This is a genomic window from Kitasatospora sp. NPDC096204 (assembly GCF_044763205.1).
GTDB lineage: Bacteria > Actinomycetota > Actinomycetes > Streptomycetales > Streptomycetaceae > Kitasatospora.
This window is the reverse complement of the sequence record NZ_JBIWFT010000001.1, coordinates 216,258-241,126: the sequence shown is the minus strand read 5'-3', so window position 1 is coordinate 241,126 and position 24,869 is coordinate 216,258. Positions and strand designations below refer to the sequence as shown.

Genomic DNA, 24,869 nt, shown 5'->3' with positions numbered 1-24,869 from the left:
ATCCACCTCACGGCGTCCATCCCGCCACTATTCCACGAGGTGTGGCATGTACTCATCGGAACACAAGTCCCCGTCCGCCCGAACCGAAGGCCGTACCCCGGCCGGCCCGACCGCCGAGTGGCCGCAGCACACCGGCGTGGCGGGAATCAGCCTCCACGGAGCCCGCCCCAGCGACCGACCCGATCCCGCGGCGGCCCTCGCCCGCCTCGCCGAGTGGACCGCCGGACTGGAGACGGACGGCGAGCGCGGGTCGCCGGAGAGCTTCCCGTTCAAGGAGATCCTCGACCACTTCCAGACCACGGGACGGAACTACGCCTCCCCCGAACTGGTGGACGCGCTACGCGAGTTGGAGCGGAGGCTGGCCGCGACGGCGCCGCCGGAGCACCGGCTGCCGCTCGACTGGCGGCTGCTCCTCGACTGGCTGCCGAGCACCTTCGACCAGGACGACGGCGGCTACGACTCCTACCTCCTCGTGCCGATGCTCGAACGGCTGGCCGCCGCCGACGGCGAGTCGGAGACCGACCCGGGCCTCGACACCCAGATCCGCGTCCTGCTGGCCGACCTCCTGCTCGCCGAGAGCGAGGCCCTGGCGGTGACGCCGGACGCGCACTGGCAGCGGGTGCGGACCCACGCGGTCGCCCAGGCCCTGGCGCGGGTGGCCGAACTGGCCCCGAGGGCACGCGGGGGCGTGGTGCCGCCGGCCGGGTTCGTCCGGACCCTCGACCGGGACGACCCGGCGCTGGCCGCACTCGGCCGGCGCCTCGCGCAGGCGGCGCTGGACGCGACGCCGGAGGCCGTCCGGCAGGCGGCCGAGATCTCGATGCTCCCGTCCACGCCCGTCCACGACGAGTTGATGTTCGTGCGCAGCGTGCAGCTCTTCGAGCTGGTCTACCGGCGGACGTACCGGTGCCTGGAGCGGGCGCTGACCGCGCTGCGGGCCGCGGACCTCGGCACGGCGGTCGCCGAACTCGAGGCCGCGGCCGAGCGGGTGGAGAGCACCCCGATCCTCTACCGGGTGCTCACCACGATGTCCCGCGAGGGCTTCGCGATCATCCGCGCGCACACCGAGGGCCGCAGCGCCATCCAGTCCCGCGCCTACCGGCAGGTGGAGCGGATCACCGCACCGCGGCCCCGCACCGCCGCCGACGACAAGGTCGCCCGGGTCGAGGTGCCGAGCCCCACCCTCCAGGAGGCCTACCAGGAGCTGGCACCCGTGCTCGGGGAGCACGCGCTGGAGGCGGTGGCCGCGGCGATGGCCCGGCTCGACGACAGCTGGCGCGCCATGAAGCGGACCCACTGGGGGATCACCCGGAAGATCATCAAGGACTCCCCCGGCACCGGTGGCACCACCGGTGCCGACTACCTGAAGGCCACCGCCGCGATACCACTCTTCCCGGACCTGCGGGACGCGGGCGAACGCACCCGCGACCACAACCGGAGACCGCCGCGACCGACGGAGAACACCATGCCCGATCCCGAGGACCAGAACAGCCTGCTGCGCCGGAAGATCATGGGGTACATCGTCTCCCAGGCGATCTTCGCCGTCACCGAGCTGAAGGTGGTCGAGAGCCTCGGCGAGGAGGCCGTCCCGGCCGAGGAGCTGGCCGGCAGGGTCGGCGCCGACCCGGACGCCCTGCACCGCTTCCTGCGGGTCCTCACCGCCGAGGGGCTCTTCGTGGAGCAGCCCGCCGGCACCTTCGCCGTCACCCCGCTCGGCGCCCTGCTGCACCGCGACGCGCCCGGCTCGCTGCACCACCTCGCCTCGCTGATGGCCGGCGAGGCGTACCAGGCCTGGACGGCGGCCGGCCACTCGCTGCGCACCGGCCGCGCGGCCTTCGAGACCGTCTTCGGCCAGCCCATGTTCGACTGGCTCGGCGACCATCCCGCGGAGCTGGCCGCCTTCAACGAGGGCCAGGCCGGGCTGGTGACGCTGCGCCTGCTGCCCCTGCTCGACCGGGACTGGAGCGGGGTCGGCACGGTCGTCGACGTCGGCGGCGGCAACGGCACGCTGCTGGGCACCCTGCTGTCCCGGCACCGGGAACTGCGCGGGGTGCTGTTCGACCTGCCGAAGGTGGCCGACGAGGCGCTGCCCGGGCTCGGCGGGGGCGAACTGCGGGAGCGCTGCCGGGTGGTGGGCGGCGACTTCTTCGACGAGATCCCGTCCGGGGGCGACGTCTACGTCCTGGCGCAGATCCTGCACGACTGGTCCGACGACCGGGCGGTGGAGATCCTGCGCAGCTGTCACCGGGCCATGGGGCCCGGGGCCCGGCTGCTCATCCTCGAACAGGTGATCCCGGACGACTCCCGGCCGCACCCCGCGAAACTGCTCGACCTGCACATGCTGGTGCTGCTCGGGGGGCGCGAGCGGAGCGAGAGCTCCTGGCGGCGGCTGCTCACCGAGAGCGGGTTCGAGTTCGTCGGGATCGACCGCTCGGCGAGGTCGTCGCTGATCGAGGCCCGTCCGGCGGAGGTTCCGGCGGTGGTCGGTGCGGCCGCCGGGCACGACGAGCCGGGGGGCGGGAATGGGAGCGCTGCCGACGCGTAGTCAGCCGCTCGCCGGCCTGGCGGTGCCCGGCTGGCAGCAGCTGATCGAGCAGCTCCTGGACGGCCGGGACCTCTCGGCCGAGGACATCGCCTGGGTGATGGGCCGCGTCATGTCCGGTGCCGCGGCCCCGGCCCAGGTCGCGGGCTTCCTGGTCGCGCTGCGCGCGAAGGGCGAGACCCCGGCCGAGGTCGGCGCGTTGGCCGACACCACGCTCGGCTACGCCCGTCCGGTCCGGCTCGCCACCCGTGCCCTCGACATCGTGGGCACGGGCGGCGACCGGTCCGACTCGGTGAACATCTCGACCATGGCGGCGCTGGTGGCCGCCGCGGCCGGCGCCACCGTCGCCAAGGTGGGCAATCGCAGCGCGACGTCGAGGTCCGGTTCGGCGGACGTGCTGGAGCGGCTCGGTGTCGCCATCGACCTGGAACCGGAGGCGGTGGCGGGCTGCGTGGCCGAGATCGGCATCGGGTTCCTGTTCGGTCCGGTGTGCTACCCCGCGCTGCGGCACATCGCCGACACCCGGCGGGCCCTGGGCGTGGCGACGGTCTTCAACCTGCTCGGGCCGCTGCTCAATCCGGCCCGGCCGTCGCGCGCCCTGGTCGGCTGCGCCTTCCCGGAGCGGACCCGGCTGCTGGCCGAGGTGTTCGCCCGGCGCGGCGCGACCGTGCTGCTGGTCCGCGGCGACGACGGCCTGGACGAACTCACCACCACGACCACCAGCCGGGTCTGGCTGGTCCAGGACGGCACGGTGACCGAGCGCACGCTCGACCCGATCGCGCTGGGCATCCCCCGGGCCCGGCCGCGGGACCTGCGGGGCGGGGACGCGGCGGCCAACGCGGAGACGGTCCGCCGGCTGGTCCGCGGCGAGCGCGGCGCGGTGCGGGACGCGGTACTGCTCAACGCGGCCGCGGCCCTGGCCGCGTACACCGGCTTCACCGGATCGCTGGAGGAGGACCTCGCCTCCGGGCTGGCGCAGGCCACCCGGGCGGTCGACTCGGGGGCGGCGGCGGACCTGCTCGCGCGCTGGGTCAAGGTCTCCGACCGGATCCGTCACAGCACGACAGAAGAAGTCCGTCGCACCGGGGCCGACCACAATGTGGTGGCACCGACCCGAGAGGAGGATCATGAACAGCCTGAGCCTGTATGACGTACTCGCCACCGCACGCCGGGACCGCCGGCCGGCCCTGATGGTCGACGTCAAGTGCCGGTCCCCACGGGACGGGGAGCTGATCTCCGACGAGCAGCTCGAGCCCTACGTCCGGGTGCTGCTCGACGGCGGCGCCGACGCGCTCTCGACCCCCACCGACCCCGACTTCTTCGGCGGCAGCATCCCGATCGCCCGCAGGATCCGCCGGGTGGCGGGGGTTCCGCTGATGCGCAAGGAGTTCTTCCGCACGGTGGACCAGATGGACGAGTCGCACGAGGCCGGTTTCGACGCGGTGCAGATCTCGCTGAGCACGGTCCCCGATCCGGAGCTCTTCGGCGCGATGAAGAGCCGCGCGGAGCACCTCGGGCTGGAGGTCGTGGTCGGCGTCCACAACGCCGAGCAGCTGGAGCGGGCGATCGAGCTCGGCGCGGTCGCCGTGGGCATCAACAACCGGGACATCACGGCGCTCGAACTCGACGACGGCACCGTCAGCCTCAGCGAGAAGCTGATCGCCGACTGCCCGGACGACCTCCTGGTGATCTCCGAGAGCGCCTTCCACTCCGAGGCGGACGTGTCCCGGGCCGCGAGCGCCGGGGCCCACTGCATCCTCGTCGGGACGGCCATCGCCAAGAGCGCCGACCCGGCGGCCACCGTCCGGTCGCTGCGGGACGCGGCGAGGGCCTAGGACGTGTCGGACGATCTCCCACCGGCCTCGTCCGGCGGTCCCGGCGACCGGCTCGGACGCTGCCTGGACCGGCTGGCCGCCGCACGGCAGCGGGCCCTGGCGATCTACCTGACGCTGGGTGACCCGCTGACCTGCGACCGGCCGGACCTGGCCCTGGCGGCGGCCGACGCGGGCGCGGACATCCTCGAGTTCGGCATCCCGACTCCGGGCACCCGCCCGCGCGGTGCGGAGATCGCGCGGTCCTTCGAACGCGCCCGAGGGGCGGACCAGGATCAACTCTGGGAGTGGCTGGGCGAGTTGCGCCGGGCCGCGGCGGACCTCCCACTGCTGCTCCTGGTCTACCCGCAGACCGTCGCCGACCTCGGCTGGGACCGGCTCATCGAGCGGGCCGCCGCGGCCGGGGCGGACGCGCTGGTGCTCGCCCGCCCGGACGGGCCCGAGGACCTGGAGCGGGTCGCGGCGGCCGGCCTCAGCGCCGTCCCCGGGATCGCCCCGGCCGCCGACCCGGCGCGGGTCCGGCGGCTGGAGTCGGCGGCCGCCCACCTGACGTACCGGAACCTGGCCGACCGCACCGGGGCGGACCTCGACCTCGACGAGGCCACCCGCCTCACCCGGCGGCTCGGCGCGACGGCCGCCCGGCCGTTCCTGGTCGGCTTCGGCATCCGCGACGAACGGCAGATCCGGGCCCTCGCCCCGGACGCGGCCGGCGTGGTGGTCGGAAGCCGTCTGATCAGCGTGCTGTCCCAGACGGCCCCAGCGGCCCGACCGGACGCGCTTCGCGAGCACATCGGCCGCTGGAAGGCGGCCACCATCCTTGACGGATCCCCAACGGAACAGTGAGGCACATGCGGGTCGACATCATCGGCGGCGGTCCCGGCGGGCTCTTCCTCGCCGTACTCCTGCGCCGGTACGGAATCGCGGACGACGTACGGGTCTTCGAGCGCAACGGACCGGAGACGACGTACGGCTGGGGGGTCGTCTTCCCGGAGGGAGCGCTGGACGAGCTGGGGCGGGTGGACCCGGCGACGCACGCCGCGATCGTCGCCGCCGGCACCACCTGGACCCCGGTGGACGTCCGGTACCGCTCCTCCCGGCTGCTGGTGAACGGCAACCGCTTCCACGGCGTCCCCCGGGCCGCCCTCCTCGCCATCCTGCGCGACACCGCCACCGGGCTCGGCGCGCGGGTGCACCACCACCACCGGGTGGAGAGCCTCGACGACCACTCCGGGGCCGACCTCGTGGTCGGTGCCGACGGCGTGAACTCGGTGGTCCGGCGGGCCCACGAGGACGTCTTCCGGCCGGAGTTCGAGCAGTCGGCGTTCCGCTACGTCTGGTACGGGGTCGACAAGGTCTTCCCCTACTTCACCTACATCTTCCGCGACACCGAATGGGGCCGCTTCCACGGCTACTGCTACCCGTCCGGGCAGCCCTGGAGCTCGATGATCATCCACGTCTCCGAGGAGACCTGGCAGCGGGCCGGGTTCCCGGAGCTGGACGAGAAGGAGTCGGTGCGCCGCTGCGAGGAGATCTTCGCGGCGGACCTCGACGGACGGCCGATCCGGTCCAACGGCGCGCCCTGGGCCAACTTCCGGCAGCTCAGCTGCGCCACCTGGCACCACCGCGACGTGGTCCTGATCGGCGACGCGGCCCACACCGCGCACTGGTCGATCGGATCGGGCACCCGGCTCGCGATCGAGGACGCCATCGTGCTGGCCGACGAGCTGCGGGCGGGCTCCGGCAGCCTCACCGACGCCCTGGCCCGCTTCGAGCGGGCCCGGATGCCACGGGTCGAGAAGTTCCAGCAGGCGGCGCGCAGGTCCGAGCGCTACTTCGAGAACCTGCACCGCTACACCGACTTCGAGCCGACCCAGTTCGCGTACCAGCTGGTGGCCCGGTCCTGGCGGATCACCCACGCCGACATCGCGGCCCGCGACCCCGAGTTCTCGGCCCGCTTCGACGGCTGGTTCCACAGCCGGGCGACCGGACGGCAGGCGCAGCTGGCGCCGCCGCCGGCGTTCGCCCCGCTGCGGATCGGCGGGCTGCACCTGGAGAACCGCCTGGTCAGCGAGGCCGGCACGCCCGGGACGCTGGGCAGCGCCCTGGTGCTCGGCTCGGAACCCGGCCCGGTGGACCGGGCCGCCGCGCCCGCCTGCCGCCGGCTCCCCCTGGCGGAGGACCCGGGGAGCTACCGGCAGCTCGCCCGGCAGGCCGTCGACGACGGCTGCGCGATGGTGCTGCTCGACCTCTCCGCCGAGCCGTGGCCACAGCCCACGGCCGGCCCGCCGGAGCGGGTCCTCGCGGCGCTGGACTCGCTGCGGGCCGCCTGGCCCTCCCCCCGCCCGATCGCGGTGGCGCTCGGCCCCGACCCGGCCGGCCCGCGGCCCACCGGGTCGGGTCCGCTCGTGGCGCTGGCCCGGCAGCTGGCCGAACACGGCGCGGACCTGCTGCTCCTGGAGGCCCGCGGGGCCGCCGGCGAGCCGTCGGACGTCCTCCAACTCGCCGACGCGGTACGCAACGAGGCCGGGGTCGCGGTCATGGTGGACGACTCGCTGCGGACCCTCGACCAGATCCACACCGTGCTCGCGGCCGGCTGGGCCGACCTCTGCGTGCTGCGCCCGGCGCCGACCGAGACCGGCGTGGTGTCATGACCCTCCTGCCGACCGACTCCCCGTACTGGAACCCGAGAACGGAGACCATGCCGCGCGAGGAACTGGCGCGGTGGCAGTGGCGGAAGCTGCGGCGCGCCCTGGACCACGCCGAGCACTCGCCGTTCTGGCGCGAGCGCCTGCCGAAGGGCGTCGCCTCCCTGGAGGAGTACACCGAGCGGGTGCCGCTGGTGTACAAGTCCGACCTGATCGCCGCCCAGCAGGCCGAGCCGGCTCCGTACGGCACGATCCCCTCGACGGATCCGGCCCTGGCCGTCCGCTACCACCAGACCAGCGGCACCAGCGGCAACCCGCCGTTCCGCACCTTCGACACGGCGCGCGACTGGGCCTGGGCCGTCGACATGTGGTGCACGGCCCTGTACGGCGCGGGCGTGCGGGCCGGACAGCGGGGGTGCGTCGCCTTCGGGTACGGCCTGTTCATGGGCTACTGGGGCATGCACTACGCCCTGGAGCGGATGGGCAGCATGGTCGTCCCGGTCGGTTCGATGGACTCCCGCAGCCGGGTGCGGCTGCTGGTCGACCAGCGGATCGACGTCCTGGGCTGCACTCCCACCTACGCGATGAGGCTCGTGGAGACGGCCCGGGAGATGGGTGTCGACCTGGCCGCGGAGGCGAACGTGCGGATCGTGGTGACCGGCGCCGAACCGCGCCCGGACTCGACCGCGCGCGCGATCGCCGAGGCCTTCGGCGCCCGGGTGTACAACTTCGCCGGGATGACCGAACTCGCCACCGTCTTCATGTTCGAGTGCCCGGCGAGGGCGGGCAGCTGCCACATCATCGAGCCGGGGGTGATCGAGGAGGTCCTGCACCCGGTCACCCGCGAGCCGGTCGGCTACGGCGAGCAGGGCGTCCGCGTGATGACGGCGCTCGGCCGCGAGGGCATCCAGATCTTCCGGTACTGGACCGACGACCTGGTGGTGCGGCGGCCGTGGCACGAGTGCGGCTGCGGCCGGTCCTGGGACTGGTACGACGGCGGCATCCTCGGCCGGACCGACGACATGCGCAAGATCCGCGGCATCTCGGTCACCCCGGTGATGATCGAGGACATCATGCGCGGCTTCGACCAGGTCAGCGAGTACCAGACGGTCCTGCGGACGGTGCGCGGACTCGACACCGTCGTCGTCCGGGTCGAACCGAGGCCCGCACCGGCCGCGCGCCGCTCCGAGCAGGCCGAGCTCTGCGCGCGCATCAGCGCCGAGATGAAGCGCCAGCTCGGCCTGCGCCCCGAGGTCGAACTGGCCGACCCCGGCAGCCTCCCCCGATTCGAAGTGAAGGCAGCGCGATTCCATGACGAACGAGCCGGTTGACCAGTCCCCCGCCGCCGGAGCCCGGCTCTCGCCCGAGGAGGAGGGGCAGCTGCGCGACTGCTACCGCGTGCTGCACGGGCTGGCGGCCGACTGCCGGGTGCCCTCCGTACGGGCCGCGGCCCGGGCCGCGGTCGCCGAGCTGCACGCCGCGCTCGACGGGCAGGCGCTGGACTTCGAGTTCTACAGCCACCGCTGGACCGGCTGACCGCCGCCACCCGGGTGAACCGAAAAAAATCTTCGAGCACCCGGTGAGCGGATGTCGAGATCCCGACGGCGGCACCGATGTCTCATGTGAGCGGTGCCCGTGGGGCGCCGGATCCACAGAGCGAAAGTCGAAAGGGCATGAGCATCATGCAGAAGATCGTCCAGCAGGCCATCGACGAGATGGTGGAGTCCGGCGCCGAGCAGGGGATCCAGGTCGCGGTGTACCAGCACGGCGAGCTGGTCGTGGACGCGGTGGCGGGCATCGCCGACCCCGACACCGGCCGTCCGGTCACCTCGGACATCCCGTTCTACAGCGCCTCGACCGGCAAGGGCGTGACCGCGACGGTGGTGCACGTCCTCGCCGAACGCGGCGCCCTTGACTACGACACCCCGATCGTCGAGCTGTGGCCGGAGTTCGGCGCCCACGGCAAGGACAAGGCGACCGTGCGCCACGCGCTGACCCACTCGGTCGGCGTCCCGGCGGTGCCGTCCGACCTCACCATCCCGGACCTGGCCGACTGGGACCGGATGGTCGGCCTGCTCGCCGACGCCGAGCCGTGGTGGGAGCCCGGCACGAAGACCGGTTACCACGCGATGACCTGGGGCTTCGTGATGGGTGAGATCGTCCGCCGGGCCACCGGCAAGCCGATCTCCCAGGTGCTCAAGGAGGAGGTGACCGGTCCGCTCGGCATCGCGGACGAGCTGTACTTCGGCGTCCCGGAGTCCGAGCTCGGCCGGCTCGCCCGGCTGGAGGACGCGCCCGGCACCGCCGAGATGCTGGCGATGATGCCCGCCGACATGCCGCTGTTCAAGGCCACCCCGGCGGCCGTGACCCCGAGCGCCGACTACGGCAACCACCCGCTGGTGCTCGGCTCGGACATCCCCTCCGGCGGCACGATGTCCGCCCGCGCCGTGGCCCGGATGTACGCCGCGCTGCTCGGCGAGGTCGACGGCGTCCGGCTGATCTCGGACGGGCGGCTGCGCGAGGTCACGGCCGTGGCCACCGCCGACGTGGACCAGATGATCGGCTTCCCGCTGCCGCGCGCGCTGGGCTACAACCTGGGCCGCCCGGGTGCCAACCCGCAGGACACCCTCACCACGTTCGGCATGCCCGGCATGGGTGGCAGCACGGCCTACGCCGACACCGAGACCGGCATCGCCTTCGCGCTGACGAAGAACCGGTTCTTCCCCGGCCCCGCTTCCGCCGTCGACCAGCTCAGCGAGCTGGTCGCGCAGCACGCAGCCGCCAACTGAGACCTCTGGTCGGGCCGGGCCGCCACGTCGGCGGCCCGGCCCTCGACGGCTCCCGAACACCGGAACACAGTCACCAGAGGGGGACAAACGCATGGCAGTGACAGAGAGATCCGTCGGTATCGCCGGGGGGGCACAGAAGACGAAGAGGGTTCCGACCCTCGAAGGGCTGCGCGGGCTGGCCGCCGTCGGCGTGCTCGCGTACCACGTCGCGTACGAGGCCAACGTCAGCCACTCGATGGCCGAGCCGGGGCACGACCTGTGGAGCGTGCTGGCCAACGGCCTGGAGGTGTGCCTGTCGCCCTTCTTCGTGCTGTCCGGCCTCCTGCTGTTCCGCCCGTTCGCGCGCGCCACGATATCCGGGACCCGGCGACCCGCCACGCTCCCGTTCCTCTGGAAGCGGGCGCTGCGGATCGTGCCGGGCTACTGGGCGATGGTCCTGGCCGTCCTGCTGCTGATCGACTTCGACAACATCGACGGCCCCTGGTACGTGCTCAAGCCGTTCCTGATGGTGCACTTCGTGCTGACCAGGAACCCGATGGACTGGATCGCCGGCCTGGAGCCGACCTGGACGGTCCCCACCGAGCTGGTGTTCTACCTGAGCCTGCCGCTCATCGGCTGGCTCGTCCAGAAGTTCGCGTCCCGCGCCGCCGACCCGAGCCGCCGGGCCCGCCGGATCGCCCTGCCGCTGGCCCTGGTCGCGCTGGCCAGCCTGGGCTGGACCACCTTCGCGTACCTGCCGGCCATGAAGGCCGACGTCTTCTACTACTCCTTCTTCCCCTTCGGCTCCTTCAGCTTCTTCGCCGGAGGCATGGCGCTCGCGGCGCTGCTGGCCTACGCCGAGACGACGTCCCAGCCGCCCGCCCTCTTCCGGATGGTGGCCGCGCGGCCCAACCTGTGCTGGCTCGGCGCGGGCGTGGTGTTCCTGCTCAACATCCCCAAGCCCTTCGGCATCCCGGGAACCGGCACCTACGGCGCCCTGGCGCAGGAACTGACCGTCCAGGTGCTCACCATCCTCTTCGCGATGCTGGTGGTGCTGCCGCTGACCGTCCCGGGCGTCAGCTCGCGGCTGATGGACGGCGTGCTCGGCAACCCGCCGGTGCGCTTCCTCGGGCGGATGTCGTACGGCATCTACCTCTGGCACCTGCCGATGATCCACGCCTGGTTCAAGAACGGAAGCATCTTCGACAACCACGCCATGCCGGTCGGCGCGTTCGTGGGCAAGGTCGGCTTCTGGGAGCTGCTGGTGTTCGTCCTCGCGGGCAGCGTGCTGTTCGCGACGGTGAGCCACTACCTCATCGAGCGCCCCGCCGAGCGGCTGCGCGACCTGGTGGGGTCCGGCAAATGACCGAGACGGGGGCACCCGGGCCACAGGGCCCGATGCGGTACGCGGACGTACCGGAGCGGCTCAACATCGCCGACTGGTTCGTCGACCGCAACGACGGCGAGCGCACCGCGCTGATCACCGACACCGGACGCACCACCTACGCCCAACTGGGCGCGCTGGCCAACCGGGTGGGCAACCTGCTGCGCGGCCAGGGCATCGGGCGCGGCGACCGGGTGATGATGGCGCTGAGCGACGGCGTCGAGTACGTCGCGGCCTGGTACGGCGTGCAGAAGATCGGTGCCGTCACCGCGGAGGTCTACAGCTACCTCCACCCGAAGGACTACCGGTACTACCTGGACTACGTGAAGCCGTCGCTCACGCTGGTCGACCGGGCGACGGTGGCCGCCCTGCGCGAGGCCGGGGAGCGCAACCTCCTGGTGATGGGCCTGGCGCCGGAGGAGCTGCGCGAGGGCGAACTGCACTACGAGACGCTGCTCGCCGCGCAGTCGGCCGAGCTGGCCGCGGTGGACGTCGACCGGGACGACATCGTCATGTGGAAGTTCACCACGGGCAGCACGGGCGCGCCCAAGGCCGTCCCGGTGCCGGCCCGCAGCCCGGTGCTGAGCTTCGACTGGTACGCCCGCGGCGTCCTCGGCCTGCGCCCGGACGACGTCGTGCTGCCGGTGCCGAAGCTGTTCTTCGGCTACTCGCGGGACACGGCGGTGCTGTTCCCGTTCGGCGTCGGCGCCGCCGGGGTCGTCTTCCCGGAGCGCAGCACGCCGGAGCGGATCTTCGACCTGATCGAGCGGCACCGGCCGACCGTCCTGGTCAACGTGCCGACCATGATCAAGTCGATGGTCGACCACCCCGACGCCCGTACCCGGGACCTGAGTTCGCTCAGGCTCTGCATCTCGGCCGGCGAGGCGCTGCCGGGCGAGCTGCACCGGCGGTGGCTGGACACCTTCGGCGTCGAGGTGACCGACAGCATCGGCTCCTGCGAGGTCTACCACGCCTACATCTCGAACCGGCCCGGTGAGGCCCGGATCGGGAGTCTGGGCAAGGTGGTGCCGGGGTACCGGGTGGACGTGGTCGACGACCGGGGCGACCCGCTGCCGGACGGCGAGCTCGGGGTCCTCCAGGTGGTCGGCGAGACGGCCGCGTCGGGCTACTGGGAGGCGCCGGAGCAGACGGCCGTGACCTTCCCCGCGGAGCACACCGTGCGCACCGGCGACCTCTTCACCCGGGACGAGGAGGGCTTCTTCTACTACCGGGGCCGGGCGGACGACCTGTTGAAGGTCCACGGGGTCTGGGTGGCGCCGGTCGAGATCGAGGACTGCCTGCTGAACCACCCGGCCGTGGACCAGTGCGCGGTCGTCGGCTACCAGGAGGACGGCCTCACCCTCACCAGGGCGTACGTGGTCACCCGCGCGGAGGTCTCGGCCGCCGAGCTGAAGGACTTCGTCCGCGCCCGGATGTCGCCGCAGAAGTACCCGCGGGACGTCCGGTTCGTCGTCACCCTGCCGCTGACCGCCAACGGCAAGGTGGACCGCAAGGCGCTGCAGCGGCTCTGAGCGCCCCTCGGGCAGCACAGCGGTCACCGGCACGGCAGGCACCGCCGCCGCGCCGGTGACCGCTGTTTCGTCGTGCCGGGGCCCCGGCGGCGCGGTCGCGGTGCGGCGGTGGTCCGGCAGCGGCCCGGCAGCGGTGCGGCCGGGGTCCGATGGTGGCCCGGCAGTGGTCCGGCAGTGGTCCGGCGGCGACTTCGAGAGAAGTCCGAAGAATCTTGCCCGCGGATGTCGATGCCGCGTCGTCGGCTCCGACTACCAAGTGCAGGGCAGAGATGCCGGCTGCTGCGGCCGCCGGGACGGAGTGGACGCCGTCCCGACGGCCGCCCGGCACCCGGCGCCCCGCGGGAGGCCCCGCACGCCTCCCTTCTCGTGTCGTGCGGTGTCCACGGGGCTCCCCGTGCCCGCTCCGGGCCCCCTCCGCGCCTCCTGGCGCCCGCCGCGACCTGCGTGAACGCACGCTCCCCGGTGATCGTCCGGCCGGTCCGCGGCCCCGCCGCGGTTCTTGACCGTGCTCCGCGCCCCGCTGTTTCATAGCGAGCATCGCCGACCGCGGTTGAGGCCTGCGCACCAACCGCCGCCCACAGGGCACCAGTCGGCCACCGGACAAACCGTTTCCGTTCAGCTGCCGCCCACGGCTGCACCGCTGTCGTCCACGATTCGGAGACCGTCGATCATGCAGTACCACGAGGAACATCCCTGGCCTGCCACCGACATCCCGCGAGGGGGCTCGGTGGCCATCCTGCACGCACCGGAGAACGGCTGGCTGGCCGGTGCCGAACGCCGCATCCGGCAGCGCCCCACCGCCGTCCACGAGGAGTTCTCGCTGGTCGGCCGGGCGGTCGGCCGGGGGCCCGTCCGGCCGGAGGCCGACCCGCAGGGCCTGGTCTTCGGCACCGTCGACGACCGGGCCCGGGCCCGGCTGCTCACCGTGCTGGCCGAGGTGCTGCCCGCCGGGCTCCTGGAGGACGAGGTCGAGCGGCTCTACCGTCGCGGCGACGACGCCGAACAGCGCGGCGTGCTAAGGGCGTTGACGCTGCTGCCGGCATCCTGCACGCGGCTCGGCCTGGAGCTGGTCGCCGACGGCCTGCGCAGCAGGGACCCGCTGCTGATCGCGGCGGCGATGGGCCCGTTCGCGGCCCTGCACCTCGACCAGGTCCGGTGGCGGCACGGCGTGATGACGTGCCTGCTCGCCGGTGTGACGCTGTCCGCCGTCGCGGAGCTGGTCCCCCGTACCGACTCCGAACTGCTGCGGATGGCCCACGAGTTGGCGCAGCAGCAGCGGGCGGCCGGCCGGGACATCGGCCCCGACCTGCGGGCCCTGCTCGGCATGACCGTGCTGCTGGCGCTCATGCCGCGGCCGCGGGGCGGCCTGCGCTGAGGCGGGCCTCAGGTGCCCGGCGCCTGTCCGCTCGTCACCGGCCGGCCCGTCACCGGTTGTTCGTCGCCTCGGCGCGGGCCTCCAGGTAGCGGCGTTCGGGAAGGCTGCCGGTCTGCCGGGCGGCCTCGCGGTAGCTCTCCCGGGCCGCCGCCGGATCGCCGTTCATCTCCTGGAGGTGGGCGCGGACGGCGGCGAGCCGGTGGTGGCCCGCGAGCCGGCCGTCGGCCTCCAGGGTCGCGAGCATCTCGAGCCCGGCCGCCGGGCCGTCGGTCATCGCGCGGGCGACCGCGTGGTTGAGCCGCACCATCGGGCCGGGGGACATCCGCTCCAGCACCTCGTACAGGGCCGTGATCTGCGGCCAGTCGGTGTCCTCGGCGCGCGCGGCCTCGCCGTGCACGGCCGCGATCGCCGCCTGCACCTGGTACGGCCCGGTCACCATCCGCGGGAGCGTCTCGGCGATCAGCGCCAGCCCCTCCTTGAGCGCGGCCTGGTCCCAGCGGGAGCGGTCCTGCTCGGCGAGCGGGACGAGGCTGCCGTCGGGCCGGGTGCGGGCCGGGCGTCGGGCGTCGGTCAGCAGCATCAGCGCCAGCAGGCCCGCGACCTCGCCCTCCCCGGGCAGCAGCCGGTGCAGTTCACGGTTGAGCCGGATCGCCTCGCGGGCCAGTTCGGGGTGCAGGAGGTCGGGGCCGCTGGTGGTGGTGTAGCCCTCGTTGAAGATCAGGTAGAGCACCTGGAGCACGACCGCCAGGCGTTCCTCGCGCTCGCTCTGCGGAGGCATCCGGAACGAGGACCCGGTGGCCTTGATCCGCTGCTTGGCCCGGCTGATCCGCTGGGCCATGGTCGCCTCGGGGACCAGGAAGGCGTGGGCGATCTGGGCGGTGGTCAGACCCCCGACGGCCCGCAGGGTGAGGGCGACCTGCGAGCCGGGTGTGAGCGAGGGGTGGCAGCACAGGAAGAGCAGGGTGAGCATGTCGTCGTGCTCGGCCGCCTTGGGCTCCTCGCCGGGGCCGGGCGTCACCGTCTCGTCGGTCGGGGTGAGCGCGGCGACGGTGGCCTCGCGGCGCTGGCGGGCCTGCTCGCTGCGCAGCCCGTCGATCACCCGGCGGGCGGCCACGGTGATCAGCCACGCCCGGGGATTGTTGGGGACGCCCTGGTCGGGCCACTGGACGGTCGCCGCCAGCAGGGCGTCCTGGACGGCGTCCTCACAGGCGTCGAAGTGTCCGTAGCGGCGGACGACCGCGCCGAGGACCTGCGGTGCCAGCGATCGGAGCAGGCCCTCGACCCGGGCGTCACGGTTCATCGGCTCAACTCTCCGCATCTGCTTCGAAGACGACCTGGCGGACCTCGATGCCGGTGTACCGGGCATCGGGGATCTGGCCGGCCAGTTCGACTGCGCGCTCCCTCGACGCACAGTCGACCAGGTAGTAGCCGGCCAGGAACTCCTTGGTGTCCGCGTACGGGCCTTCGGTGACCGCGGGCCGCCCGTTGCGGACTCTGACCGTGGCACTGGCGGACGGATCGGCGAGGGCCTGGGTCGTCACCATCTCACCGGAGTCGAGGATCTTCTGCTGGAACGTGGCGTGCCCGGAGTAGACCTCGTTCCGCTCCCGCTCCGGCAGACCGTCCCAGATGACCGGGTTCATATGGATCAGAAGCATGTATTTCATACCATCATTCCTTGGTCCTTCGCGCGGTCGACTGGTGCTCTGCACCTGAGACGTCGCCGCAGGCGGCCCGCCCTCGACATCCAAGCCGAGATGACGCCGCTCCGCCGGAGTTTCCGCCGGAGATGTCGAGACCTTGTCGACGGGTCCGACGTACCGGTGTGACGGCACCCGCGGATGCCGAGTGCCCCGACAATGCGGAAGGACCCCCGTAATGAGCGACACCACGTCCCCCGGCGAGGCCGCGCCCCGGGCCGGACGGCGAGAGTGGATCGGACTCGCCGTCCTCGCCCTGCCCACCCTGTTGGTCTCGATCGACGTCTTCGTCATGCTGCTGGCCCTGCCCAGCCTGTCGGAGGACCTGCACGCCAGCGGTGTGCAGCAGCTGTGGATCACCGACATCTACTCGTTCATGCTCGCCGGCCTGCTCGTCACCATGGGGTCGCTCGGCGACCGCATCGGACGGCGCCGGCTGCTGCTGATCGGTGCCGGTGCCTTCGGCCTCGCCTCCGCCGCCTCCGCGTACGCCGTCAGCCCCGAGATGCTGATCGCCTCGCGCGCCCTGCTCGGCATCGCCGGCGCCACCCTCGCGCCGGGCACGCTCTCGCTGATCACCACCATGTTCCAGGACCCCAAGCAGCGCGGCGCCGCGTTCGGCATCTGGGGCGCGTGCTTCTCGGCCGGCGCCATCATCGGCCCGATCATCGGCGGCACCATGCTCGACCACTTCTGGTGGGGCTCCGCCTTCCTGCTCGGCGTCCCCCCGATGGTGCTGCTGCTCCTGCTCGGCCCGGTCTTCCTGCCCGAGTTCCGCAACCCCGGGGCCGGACGCCTGGACCCGATCAGCGCGCTGGAGTCGATGGCGGCCGTCCTGCTGGCCATCTGGGGACTGAAGGAGATCGCCAAGGACGGCTGGCAGCCGCTGTCGATCGCGGCCGTGCTGGTCGGCATCGGCTTCGGCATCCTCTTCGTCCACCGCCAGCGCAAGCTGCCGAACCCGCTGCTCGACCTGAGCCTGTTCGGCAGCCGCGCCTTCTCCGCGGCCCTGGTCAGCCTGTTCCTCGGCACCATGCTCACCGGCGCGGTGATGTTCTTCGTCACCCAGACGCTGCAGCTGGTGTACGGCCGCGACCCGCTCCACTCGGGCCTGTGGATGCTGCCGGCGATCCTCGCCAACACGATCAGCTTCGGCATCTCCCCCAAGCTCGGCCAGCGCTTCCGCCCGGCGTACGTCATCGGCGGCGGGCTGGTCCTCGCCGCGGTCGGCATGCTGGTGATCACCATGGCGGAGCCCGGAACGAGCCCGGTCGTGCTGATCACCGGCTTCGCCGTGGTCTTCCTCGGCTCCGGCCCGATGGTCACCCTCGGCATGGGCCTGGTCATGGGCTCCGCACCGCAGGAGAAGGCCGGTTCCGCGGGCGCGCTCAACGAGACCAGCGGCCAGCTCGGGTTCGCCCTCGGCATCGCCGCCCTGGGCAGCATCGGCACCGCCGTCTACCGCGGCACCCTCAGCCTTCCGGACGGCCTGCCGGCCGACGCGGTCCGGACGGCGAAGGACTCCCTCGCGGGCGCGACGGAGGCCGCCGGATCCCTGTCCGCCCAGGTCGCCGAGACCCTCCTCACGCCCGCCCGGGCGGCCTTCGCCTCCGAGCTCCACACCGTGGTGACCATCTCCGGCGTCCTGCTGGTGGCCACCGCCGCCCTGGTCACCTCCCTGCTCCGGCACGTGCCGCCCACCGGCCAGCCGGCGGCCGAGGCCCCCGCCGAGGGCAGCGAGGACTCCGTCCCCGCGACCGGCTGACCACACCACCCACCGCGACGACCGACGGCTGTGGCCGGGGCAGAACGCCCCGGCCACAGCCGTCGCCCCGTTCCCGGGCACATCCGGCAACTCCCGCCGCCCCGACGCGACTTGAGGAAGAAGGAGGACGACGGTGTCGAATCCCCCCGCCCCCGTTCGACGTAGGGGCCGGCGGTGCCGCCCGGCGCCGCCCGGTGCCGCGTACCGGCCGAGAGACCGGGCGGCACCGTCCGAGCGTTCTCCACCCCGGAGAAGGGACTGCCGTGAAATCCCAGTTACCAGCCCCTGCGATGACGCTGCCGTCGCTGGAGGGCCTGCGGGCCGTCGCCGTCGTCTTCGTCTTCGCGAACCACGCGCTCCTGCTCCCCGTGTTCTCGGACCCCACCGCCCACTCCGCCTTCAACACCCTGACGGGCAACGGGCGGGTCGGCTTCCTCGCCGTCTCGGTCTTCTTCGTCCTCAGCGGATTCGTCCTCACCTGGTCGGCCAGACCGGGCCGCAGAACCGTCGACTTCTGGCGGCGCAGACTGATGCGCATCGGCCCGTCCCACGCCCTGATCGCGGTCGTCGCCCTGAGCCAGTTCGCCGCCGCGGGCGACACCATCCGATGGGTACCGGCCATCGCCGGCCTCTTCCTGGTGCAGACCTGGTGGCCCTCCCAGGACCTGATGCTGTACCAGTTCAACGGGCCGAGCTGGACCCTCACCGTGGACCTGCTGTGCTACGCCCTGTTCCCGCTGCTGCTCCGGTTCGTCCGGCGGCTCGACCAGCGGGCCCTGTGGCCCTGGCTGATCGGCCTCGGCCTGACCGCCGCCCTCGTCCCGGTGATCAGCGGGCCGCTGCTCTCGGGGTACCCGCCGAGCTTCTACCCCGCGGGGTCCTGGCCCCAGATGTGGGCGCTGTGCTTCTTCCCGCCCGTCCGGACGATCGAGTTCGTGATGGGCATGCTCCTCGCCCGGATCGTCGCCGACGGGCGGTGGCCGAGGATCCGCGTCCTGCCGGCCGTCCTGCTCAACCTCGCCGTCTTCCTGCTGCTGGCCCACCTGCCCGCCGTCTTCACGGTCGCGGCGCTCTACCCGGTCCCGGCCGCGCTGCTGATCGGCTCGCTGGCCTCCAGCGACCGCTCCGGCAGGGGCACGATCCTCGACGGGCGCTTCATGATGTGGCTCGGCGAGCTGTCCTTCGCCTTCTACATCATCCACATCACCGTGATCTTCGCGGCGCACGCGGCGTTCTCGGGCCAGTTCGTGGGCTACGCGGGCAGGTACACCCCGACGACGTTCTCCACGCCCGTCGCCGTCGCGTTCGTCCTCGGCCTCTACGCGCTCTGTGTGGCGCTCGCCTGGGTGCTGCACAAGACCGTCGAGGTGCCGGCCATGCGCCGCTGGGGCCGGCCGCCGGCCCGACGCGCACCCGACCGCGCGGCCCCGGAGCCCCAGCTCCGGACCTGATCACCCGCCGGCACGGGCGAGAACCCGGAAGAGCCGGAAGAGCCGGAAGCCCGGGGGCCACGAGGGCCCCCGGGCGACCGGTCAGGAAGAGAAACCATCGCTGTAGACGACCGGCCGGAGCTCGATGCCCAGGCCCTCGACCGCGGCGTCCGGGATCATCGCGGCGACCTCACGGGCGCGCTCCGCGTCCTTGACGTCGATGACGTAGATTCCGCCCATGTACTCCTTGGCCTCGGCGTACGGACCGTCCGTCACCGCGAGCACGCCGCCGCGGACGCTCACCACGGCGCTCTGGTCGACGCCGGCCAGCGCCAGGGTCCCGACGAACTCGCCGCTCGCCTTGATCTTCTCCATGAACCCGCCGTGCCCCTGGAAGAGGTCGTTGCGCTCCTCCTCCGACATCGCGTCCAGGACCGCGGCGTTCGGGTACATCATGATCAGGTACTTCATGGTTCCGCTCCCTGCGACGTGAGGCGCCTGCTGCGCCCCCCTCCACTACTTCGTCGGCGCCGATGCGCCGCTCTCGACATAGTGGCGAAGAAGTGTCTTCCCTCCCAATCGGATCGCCGACGTCCGCTTCAGGAAGTCGGCGACCCGAAGGCCGAGGGCGGCACGGGGCGGCGGCAGGCCCGCAGGACCCGCAGCAGGGTGCGCGGGTGCATCAGGGACTGCGGGGAGGCCACCAGTCCGGCGATCCGCACCAGCGCGTCGGTCACCCGGGGGTCGTGCACCGCCGCCCGCTGGGCCAGCGCGACGTACCGGTTGACCAGGTTGGTCTGGGCGGTCCTCCGGCCCTTGACGCCGGGGTAGCCGAGGTCGGACACCGCGGCGGACTCCCAGGGGGTCTTGATCTCCCGCGCGACCTCGCGGAAGTAGTCCTGGGGGCGCGGCAGCCGGCGCCCCGCGGAGTGCCGCCGCAGCACCAGCGCCTGCAGGGCGGCCGAGGTCATGCCCTGGGCGTAGGCGGGGTTGAAGCTGCAGACCGCGTCGCCCATCACGAGCAGCCCCGCGGGGAAGCGCTCCAGCCGGTTGTAGTCCCTGCGGACGCTGGCCGGGAAGCGGAAGCGCAGCGGCTCGTCGAGGGGTTCGGCGTCGCGGATCGCCTCGTGGATCTCGGGGGCGGGCAGCGAACGGACGAAGGCGTCGAACCCCTCCGGGTCGGTGGGCGGGTGGTCGCCCATGATCCCGGTCACCGACAGCTCCACCCGGTTGTCGTCGCCGGGCACCCGGTAGAAGAACCCCCCGCGCGGGTGCGAGGGCGTGGCGGCCGGGATGATGGCGATCTCGCTGCCGAACGGGTCCTTCTCCAGGCGGTAGTGGCGGGTGGTGTACGCCAGGTCGATCTCGATCCGCTCCTCGGGGGGCGCCTGGTACCCGAGGTCGGCCAGCCACAGCGGGGTGCGCGAGCCGCGGCCGGTGGTGTCGACGATCAGATGGGCCGAGAGCGTCCGCTCCTCGGCTCCGGGGGTGCGCTGCTGCACCCTGACCCCGGTGACCCGGTGCCCGGAGGCGTCGGTCACCGGGGCGACGACGTCGTGCTCCTCCAGGAACGACACCTCCGGCAGCGCCCGCACCCGCTCGCGCAGGTGGTACTCGAGCACCGGCCGGGTGGCCGGCACGGACGGCAGGCCGGTACGGGCGGGGCGCAACCGCAGCCCGTTGAAGTACCAGCGGATGTCGCCGCTGAAGTCACCGGGCCGCACCCCTGCGGCGATCAACTCGTCGGTGAGGCCCGGGAACAGCGACTCCATGATCTGGTGGCCGCGGGCGACCAGCCCGTGGGCGTGGTTGCCGTGCGGGACGCCGCGGCGCGGCCCGCGGACCCCGAGGATCTTGTCGCGTTCGACGATCACGACCCTCGGATAGGACTCGGAGAGCACCCTGGCCGCCAGCAGGCCCGCAATGCTTCCGCCGAGAACCACGGCACATTCGTCGGTACGGGTGGCCATGAAGGTCCCCTCTCTACGGATTCAGGACGGGTACGGCGGTCAGTTCCCGGACGGGCGGAACTGGCCGGGGGTGCGGCCCTCGCCGGCCGGGCCGCGGTAGGCCTGGGCGACGTCGAGCCAGCCGTCGGCGTCCTTGCCGTCGGCCGTCAGGGCGAGGTCGTCGCGGTGGCGGCGGCGGGTCACCAGGAGGCAGAAGTCGGCGGCGGGGCCGCTGACGCGCTGCTGGGCGTCGGCGGGGCCGAACTCCCAGCGGGCGCCGGACGGGGCGGTGATCTCGAAGCGGAACTCCGTGGCGGGGGCGGCGAGTCCGCGCGCCTGGTACCCGAAGTCCCAGGTGCGGACGGCGAATTCGACCAGGTAGCGGAGCCGGTCGGTGTGCTCGCGGTGCACCCCGAGCGTGTCGGCGATGTCCTGGCCGTGGCCGAACAGCTCCATCATCCCGGCGGCGGCCAGGACGGGCGCCGGCAGCGGGCGGACCAGCCAGGGCACCGGCTGACCGGCCGGGACGGCCGCCAGGGCCTGCTCGGCGGCCCTCCGCTCGGCGTTCCAGCGCTCCAGCAGGTCCTTCGGCGCGCCGGACGCCAGGTAGGGCGCCAGGTAGGGCTTGAGGGACTGCTGCACCGCGCCGTCGAAGTCCTGCCCGACGCCCGCGGCCAGCGCCTTGAACGCCTCCGGGTCGGCCGCGGCGGTGCCCGCCAGCTTGAAGGTGGCCGCGAGGTGGGCGATCTGGTGGGCGATGGTCCAGCCGGGCGCCGGGGTGGGCCGCGCCCAGTCGGCGTCGGCCAGGTCCGCCACCAGGGCCTCGACGGCGTCGCCGTCCGCCGCCAGTGCGGATATCACGTCCTGTGAGTCGGCCATGCCTCTTCCTTCCGTCAGGGGGGTCCGGATGCCGACGCCGTCTCGACTCGCTTTGCGGAGCGTCGGATTCGGGGGCCTGCCCAGTATCGGCCGGGCCGAGATCGGCGGGCTTCTCTGCTCGTGCTGTGCGCCCGGACGCCCCGCGGTCGACCGGCGGGCGGCCCGCGGCCCGCCCGCCGGTCGGTCGGCCGCCGGTCGGTCGGTCGGTCACCGGTCAGTCGGTCGCCGGTCAGTCGGTCAGTCGGTCGACGGTTCGAGGGTGGCCAGGGCGAGGCGGTGCCGGCGGCTGATGTACCAGGCGGCCGCACCGCAGAGCAGGGCGAGGGCGGAGACCGCCACCAGGACGGCGGAGGCCGAGGAGACCAGGCTCGCCAGCAGCAGCGGGCCCATCAGGCCGCCCAGCCGGTTGAAGAGGGAGACCCATCCGGTGGTCCGGCCGCGCCGTTCCGGCTCCGCCAGGTCGGCCGCGATCGGGAGGAAGATCGCCGCCATCGAGTTCACCGAGAACAGCGCCGCCACCAGCGCGCCGGCGGCGATCCAGCCGACCTCGGCCACCGCGCCGCTGGCCGTGAGCGCCAGCAGCAGCACGGCGGTTGCGGTGGCCAGGCCCGCGGCCATGGAGGTCGGGCCGAAGCGGCGGTAGCCCAGCATCAGCAGCAGGGCGCACGGGATCATCGCGATCGCCGCGACGGTGAGCATCAGGTTCGCGGTGTGCACCGGTACGCCACCGATCCTGGCCAGGCTCGGCACCCAGGTGGTGAGGCCGAAGGTGAGCAGTCCGATCAGGGTGGCGAAGGCGCGCTGCAGGCCCTGGGTGAGGGCCCGGGAGGACCTGGGCAGGTGCCGGACGGCCGGGGCGTCCGCGGCCGCCGGGGCCGGGGCGGAGACACGGTTGGGGACGAAGGGGGTGAGCAGGGCCAGCACGGCGCCGGTGGGGGCGCCGATCAGCCAGAGGATCCGCCAGCCGAACACCGGCTCCAGCCACAGCGCCGAGCCGGCGGCCACGAGGTAGCCCACCGCGGTGGCGACGACCGAGAGCGCCACCACCACGGAGCCGCGGACCTTTCCGCCGGCGGTCTCGGTGAGCAGGGTGATGAGCAGCGGGGCGAGGCCGCCGACCGCCAGGCCCATCAGGCCGCACATCACCAGGTTCCCCTCGAAGGTGGGCATCGAGCCGCACATGCTGGTGGCGGTGAAGCCGAGGGTGGCGATCAGGTAGGAGCTGCGCCGGCCGATCCGGTCGGTGAGCACGCCGAACAACAGGGCCCCGGCCGCCGTCCCGGTCAGCCCGCAGACCGCCAGCAGGGAGGCGGTACGGGGATCGAGCCCGTACTCGGCCCGCATGCCGGGGATGACGAAGCCCAGGGTGGAGGTCTTGCTGATGTCGATGGTGAGGGCGGCCGTGCCGATGACGGCGACCAGCAGCCGGCCGCGCCGCCCCGCCCCGGAGTCGGCCTCGACGGATTTCGGCCGCCCGCGCAGCGCGGCGCCGGCCACCACGAGCAGCAGTCCGCCGAGGGCGGTGAACATCTCCGGCATGTCCGCCAGTGCCATGCCGTGCAGCTTCCGGCCGTCGTCGGCCGGCATGTGGGCCATCGGCATCGAGGGGTCCATGGCGAAGGAGTGGTGGAACGCGAATGCCGAGGAGACCAGCACGATCAGGCCGCCCAGGGAGAGCAGCAGCGTGGCGCCGGTGGTCCGGCCGAGAGCTGTGGTGGACAAGAGCGACCTCCGTTGACCAAGGGTGTGGTGATCGCGCGAGGGCCCTCGACATATCTTCCCGGCTGTTCTCCGGCCGCCGGTGGGCCCTGGAATGTCGCGCTGAGTGACTGGAAAGCTATGCCCGGCGCGCGGAGGGCTGCTTCTCGCATTGTGCGGGGATCCGAGGGTTGTGGGCGCGAACCGCCCTGGGATAACGGCATTTTGCTTGACTGAAGGAATGAGTCCGCGTCACACGGATCCCAGTACCCGTCCGGCGCTGGTGGACATCGCCGCCCGGCTGCTCGCGGAGGAAGGGCCGCAGGCACTGTCCGCCCGTCGCATCGCGAGCGAGATCGGCGCCTCCACGATGGCCCTGTACACCCACTTCAACGGAATGCGCGGCCTGGTGCGCGCCATGGTTCACGAAGGGTTCGCCCGGCTCCAGCACTACTTCACCCTGGTGGAGTTCAGCGACGACCCGGTGAGCGACCTGGCGTTGCTGGGTCGTGCGTACCGGCTCAATGCGCTGGCCAACCCGCACCTGTACGCGGTGATGTTCGGAGGGTCCTCGCTGGCCGGTTTCTCACTGGGCGAGGAGGACCGGCAATACGGCCGCTACACGCTGGCGGGCGTGGCCGAGTGCGCCGCCCGGTGCATCGAGGCCGGCCGGTTCCGGGCGGCGGACGCCGACCTGGTGGCACACCAGATGTGGTCCGCCGTTCACGGTCTCGTCGCTCTGGAGCTCGGCGACTACCTGACCGAGCCCTGGAACGCCGATAGCCTGCTGGAGGCGCAGCTGGTGGGGCTGATGGTCGCCGTCGGCGACACCCGGGAGGCCGCCGTCAGTTCGGTGACGGCCTCCGCGGAGCGGCTCCGGGAGGAGGTGGACTCGGCGACCGACGCGGATCGAGGGGTGGAACCGCCGTGATCCGGGGAGGACTTCCGCGGACACCGGCCCGGCACGTTCGTCACACCGGTAACCGGCGCCTCACCCGCACCACCAGTATCACCCACAGCGCACGTCGTCCCCCCTCCGTCACACCTCTTCAATTGCTGCGATATTTCAAACATATACCGGCGAGTATCTCCCCCTTCGACTTTGCCGAATAAGGGCGTGAGCACACCGTTGTACTTGTCATGTCCACCTGCTACGGTCGTCAATCGCAATCGCGACAACACGCAGTGTCACTGGCACTTTAACGAAGGGAGCCGGGATACCTCGCACGCTCCGGCAGCCGAATGTCCTCCCCCCGATCGGCTGCGTCACGGGACGCAGTGCCGGAGCGAAGTTTCCGTCGTCCACCGGGTACAGCGAGAATCTGGAGTCACCTTGAAACCCGCAATCGAAGAAGCCGTGGCCCGAGCCA

Annotated in this window: 19 protein-coding genes and 1 pseudogene; 14 read left to right on the top strand and 6 right to left on the bottom strand. The window is 72.7% G+C overall.

All coding sequences use genetic code 11. The annotated features are described in order from the left end of the window. Window positions 1-46: 46 nt before the first annotated feature. The 11 genes and pseudogenes from ACIQ87_RS00820 (at window position 47) to ACIQ87_RS00770 (ending at window position 14,078) form a co-directional block, all read left to right on the top strand. Window positions 47-2,545, top strand: a complete 2,499-nt coding sequence (locus ACIQ87_RS00820; protein ID WP_402399500.1) for a methyltransferase — start codon at window positions 47-49, stop codon at window positions 2,543-2,545. Further along, a pseudogene (trpD, locus tag ACIQ87_RS00815) lies at window positions 2,523-3,587 on the top strand (anthranilate phosphoribosyltransferase); the annotation flags it as partial. The gene ACIQ87_RS00820 and the pseudogene trpD, both read left to right, overlap by 23 nt. 82 nt (window positions 3,588-3,669) lie before the next feature. Continuing rightward, on the top strand, window positions 3,670-4,377 hold the full coding sequence (locus ACIQ87_RS00810; protein WP_392870570.1) for an indole-3-glycerol-phosphate synthase: 708 nt from the start codon (window positions 3,670-3,672) through the stop codon (window positions 4,375-4,377). Between the two features lie 3 nt (window positions 4,378-4,380). Continuing rightward, complete coding sequence (locus ACIQ87_RS00805; protein WP_402399497.1) at window positions 4,381-5,217, top strand: tryptophan synthase subunit alpha; 837 nt, start codon at window positions 4,381-4,383, stop codon at window positions 5,215-5,217. A 5-nt stretch (window positions 5,218-5,222) separates the two neighbouring features. After that, window positions 5,223-7,025 carry an FAD-dependent monooxygenase gene (locus ACIQ87_RS00800; RefSeq protein ID WP_402399495.1) on the top strand — a complete coding sequence of 601 codons (1,803 nt, stop codon included), beginning with the start codon at window positions 5,223-5,225 and terminating at the stop codon, window positions 7,023-7,025. Next, window positions 7,022-8,350: a phenylacetate--CoA ligase family protein gene (locus ACIQ87_RS00795; protein WP_402399492.1), complete on the top strand. Its 1,329-nt coding sequence runs from the start codon at window positions 7,022-7,024 to the stop codon at window positions 8,348-8,350. Before ACIQ87_RS00800 ends, ACIQ87_RS00795 begins: the two co-directional genes overlap by 4 nt. Beyond that, complete coding sequence (locus tag ACIQ87_RS00790; RefSeq protein ID WP_402399489.1) at window positions 8,331-8,555, top strand: DUF6052 family protein; 225 nt, start codon at window positions 8,331-8,333, stop codon at window positions 8,553-8,555. Before ACIQ87_RS00795 ends, ACIQ87_RS00790 begins: the two co-directional genes overlap by 20 nt. 137 nt (window positions 8,556-8,692) lie before the next feature. Further along, window positions 8,693-9,808: a serine hydrolase domain-containing protein gene (locus ACIQ87_RS00785; protein ID WP_402399487.1), complete on the top strand. Its 1,116-nt coding sequence runs from the start codon at window positions 8,693-8,695 to the stop codon at window positions 9,806-9,808. 91 nt (window positions 9,809-9,899) lie between these two features. After that, window positions 9,900-11,153, top strand: coding sequence for an acyltransferase family protein (locus tag ACIQ87_RS00780; RefSeq protein ID WP_402399484.1), 1,254 nt, complete (start codon window positions 9,900-9,902; stop codon window positions 11,151-11,153). Then, window positions 11,150-12,703: a benzoate-CoA ligase family protein gene (locus tag ACIQ87_RS00775; protein WP_402399482.1), complete on the top strand. Its 1,554-nt coding sequence runs from the start codon at window positions 11,150-11,152 to the stop codon at window positions 12,701-12,703. Before ACIQ87_RS00780 ends, ACIQ87_RS00775 begins: the two co-directional genes overlap by 4 nt. A gap of 727 nt (window positions 12,704-13,430) precedes the next feature. Next, window positions 13,431-14,078 carry an EboA domain-containing protein gene (locus tag ACIQ87_RS00770; protein WP_402399480.1) on the top strand — a complete coding sequence of 216 codons (648 nt, stop codon included), beginning with the start codon at window positions 13,431-13,433 and terminating at the stop codon, window positions 14,076-14,078. Window positions 14,079-14,127: 49 nt separating this feature from the next. On the opposite strand, the gene ACIQ87_RS00765 is transcribed toward ACIQ87_RS00770, so the two are convergent. Together ACIQ87_RS00765 and ACIQ87_RS00760 are read right to left on the bottom strand one after the other, a co-directional pair. Further along, window positions 14,128-15,378 carry an RNA polymerase sigma factor gene (locus ACIQ87_RS00765; protein ID WP_402399477.1) on the bottom strand — a complete coding sequence of 417 codons (1,251 nt, stop codon included), beginning with the start codon at window positions 15,376-15,378 and terminating at the stop codon, window positions 14,128-14,130. Window positions 15,379-15,382: 4 nt separating this feature from the next. Next, window positions 15,383-15,745 (bottom strand): YciI family protein, encoded by a 363-nt coding sequence (locus ACIQ87_RS00760; RefSeq protein WP_402399474.1) that lies wholly within the window; start codon window positions 15,743-15,745, stop codon window positions 15,383-15,385. 211 nt (window positions 15,746-15,956) lie between these two features. Between ACIQ87_RS00760 and ACIQ87_RS00755 the strand changes: the two genes are divergently transcribed. Both ACIQ87_RS00755 and ACIQ87_RS00750 read left to right on the top strand, forming a co-directional pair. Beyond that, window positions 15,957-17,543, top strand: a complete 1,587-nt coding sequence (locus ACIQ87_RS00755; RefSeq protein ID WP_402399471.1) for an MFS transporter — start codon at window positions 15,957-15,959, stop codon at window positions 17,541-17,543. A gap of 290 nt (window positions 17,544-17,833) precedes the next feature. Next, window positions 17,834-18,994 carry an acyltransferase family protein gene (locus ACIQ87_RS00750; protein WP_402399468.1) on the top strand — a complete coding sequence of 387 codons (1,161 nt, stop codon included), beginning with the start codon at window positions 17,834-17,836 and terminating at the stop codon, window positions 18,992-18,994. Window positions 18,995-19,075: 81 nt separating this feature from the next. Here ACIQ87_RS00750 and ACIQ87_RS00745 read toward each other — a convergent pair whose 3' ends face one another. From ACIQ87_RS00745 to ACIQ87_RS00730, 4 genes are all read right to left on the bottom strand, one after another. Further along, complete coding sequence (locus ACIQ87_RS00745; RefSeq protein ID WP_402399465.1) at window positions 19,076-19,444, bottom strand: YciI family protein; 369 nt, start codon at window positions 19,442-19,444, stop codon at window positions 19,076-19,078. Between the two features lie 128 nt (window positions 19,445-19,572). Next, a complete protein-coding gene (locus ACIQ87_RS00740; protein WP_402399462.1) occupies window positions 19,573-20,943 on the bottom strand; it encodes an FAD-dependent oxidoreductase in 1,371 nt (456 codons plus the stop codon). 39 nt (window positions 20,944-20,982) lie between these two features. Then, entirely contained in the window at window positions 20,983-21,801 is an 819-nt protein-coding gene (locus tag ACIQ87_RS00735) for a TIGR03084 family metal-binding protein (protein ID WP_402399459.1), read from the bottom strand. Window positions 21,802-22,038: 237 nt separating this feature from the next. After that, complete coding sequence (locus ACIQ87_RS00730) at window positions 22,039-23,523, bottom strand: MFS transporter (protein ID WP_402399457.1); 1,485 nt, start codon at window positions 23,521-23,523, stop codon at window positions 22,039-22,041. Window positions 23,524-23,740: 217 nt separating this feature from the next. On the opposite strand from ACIQ87_RS00730, the gene ACIQ87_RS00725 reads away from it, so the two are divergent. After that, on the top strand, window positions 23,741-24,430 hold the full coding sequence (locus ACIQ87_RS00725; protein ID WP_402399454.1) for a TetR/AcrR family transcriptional regulator: 690 nt from the start codon (window positions 23,741-23,743) through the stop codon (window positions 24,428-24,430). The last annotated feature ends 439 nt before the right edge of the window (window positions 24,431-24,869 follow it).

Bases quoted from the DNA above. Each gene is read 5' to 3' on its own strand.
- ACIQ87_RS00820 (WP_402399500.1), top strand. From the start codon at position 47: ATGTACTCATCGGAACACAAGTCCCCGTCCGCCCGAACCGAAGGCCGT.
- ACIQ87_RS00810 (WP_392870570.1), top strand. From the start codon at position 3,670: ATGAACAGCCTGAGCCTGTATGACGTACTCGCCACCGCACGCCGGGAC.
- ACIQ87_RS00800 (WP_402399495.1), top strand. From the start codon at position 5,223: ATGCGGGTCGACATCATCGGCGGCGGTCCCGGCGGGCTCTTCCTCGCC.
- ACIQ87_RS00795 (WP_402399492.1), top strand. From the start codon at position 7,022: ATGACCCTCCTGCCGACCGACTCCCCGTACTGGAACCCGAGAACGGAG.
- ACIQ87_RS00790 (WP_402399489.1), top strand. From the start codon at position 8,331: ATGACGAACGAGCCGGTTGACCAGTCCCCCGCCGCCGGAGCCCGGCTC.
- ACIQ87_RS00785 (WP_402399487.1), top strand. From the start codon at position 8,693: ATGAGCATCATGCAGAAGATCGTCCAGCAGGCCATCGACGAGATGGTG.
- ACIQ87_RS00780 (WP_402399484.1), top strand. From the start codon at position 9,900: ATGGCAGTGACAGAGAGATCCGTCGGTATCGCCGGGGGGGCACAGAAG.
- ACIQ87_RS00775 (WP_402399482.1), top strand. From the start codon at position 11,150: ATGACCGAGACGGGGGCACCCGGGCCACAGGGCCCGATGCGGTACGCG.
- ACIQ87_RS00765 (WP_402399477.1), bottom strand. From the start codon at position 15,378: ATGAACCGTGACGCCCGGGTCGAGGGCCTGCTCCGATCGCTGGCACCG.
- ACIQ87_RS00760 (WP_402399474.1), bottom strand. From the start codon at position 15,745: ATGAAATACATGCTTCTGATCCATATGAACCCGGTCATCTGGGACGGT.
- ACIQ87_RS00755 (WP_402399471.1), top strand. From the start codon at position 15,957: ATGAGCGACACCACGTCCCCCGGCGAGGCCGCGCCCCGGGCCGGACGG.
- ACIQ87_RS00750 (WP_402399468.1), top strand. From the start codon at position 17,834: ATGACGCTGCCGTCGCTGGAGGGCCTGCGGGCCGTCGCCGTCGTCTTC.
- ACIQ87_RS00745 (WP_402399465.1), bottom strand. From the start codon at position 19,444: ATGAAGTACCTGATCATGATGTACCCGAACGCCGCGGTCCTGGACGCG.
- ACIQ87_RS00740 (WP_402399462.1), bottom strand. From the start codon at position 20,943: ATGGCCACCCGTACCGACGAATGTGCCGTGGTTCTCGGCGGAAGCATT.
- ACIQ87_RS00735 (WP_402399459.1), bottom strand. From the start codon at position 21,801: ATGGCCGACTCACAGGACGTGATATCCGCACTGGCGGCGGACGGCGAC.
- ACIQ87_RS00725 (WP_402399454.1), top strand. From the start codon at position 23,741: ATGAGTCCGCGTCACACGGATCCCAGTACCCGTCCGGCGCTGGTGGAC.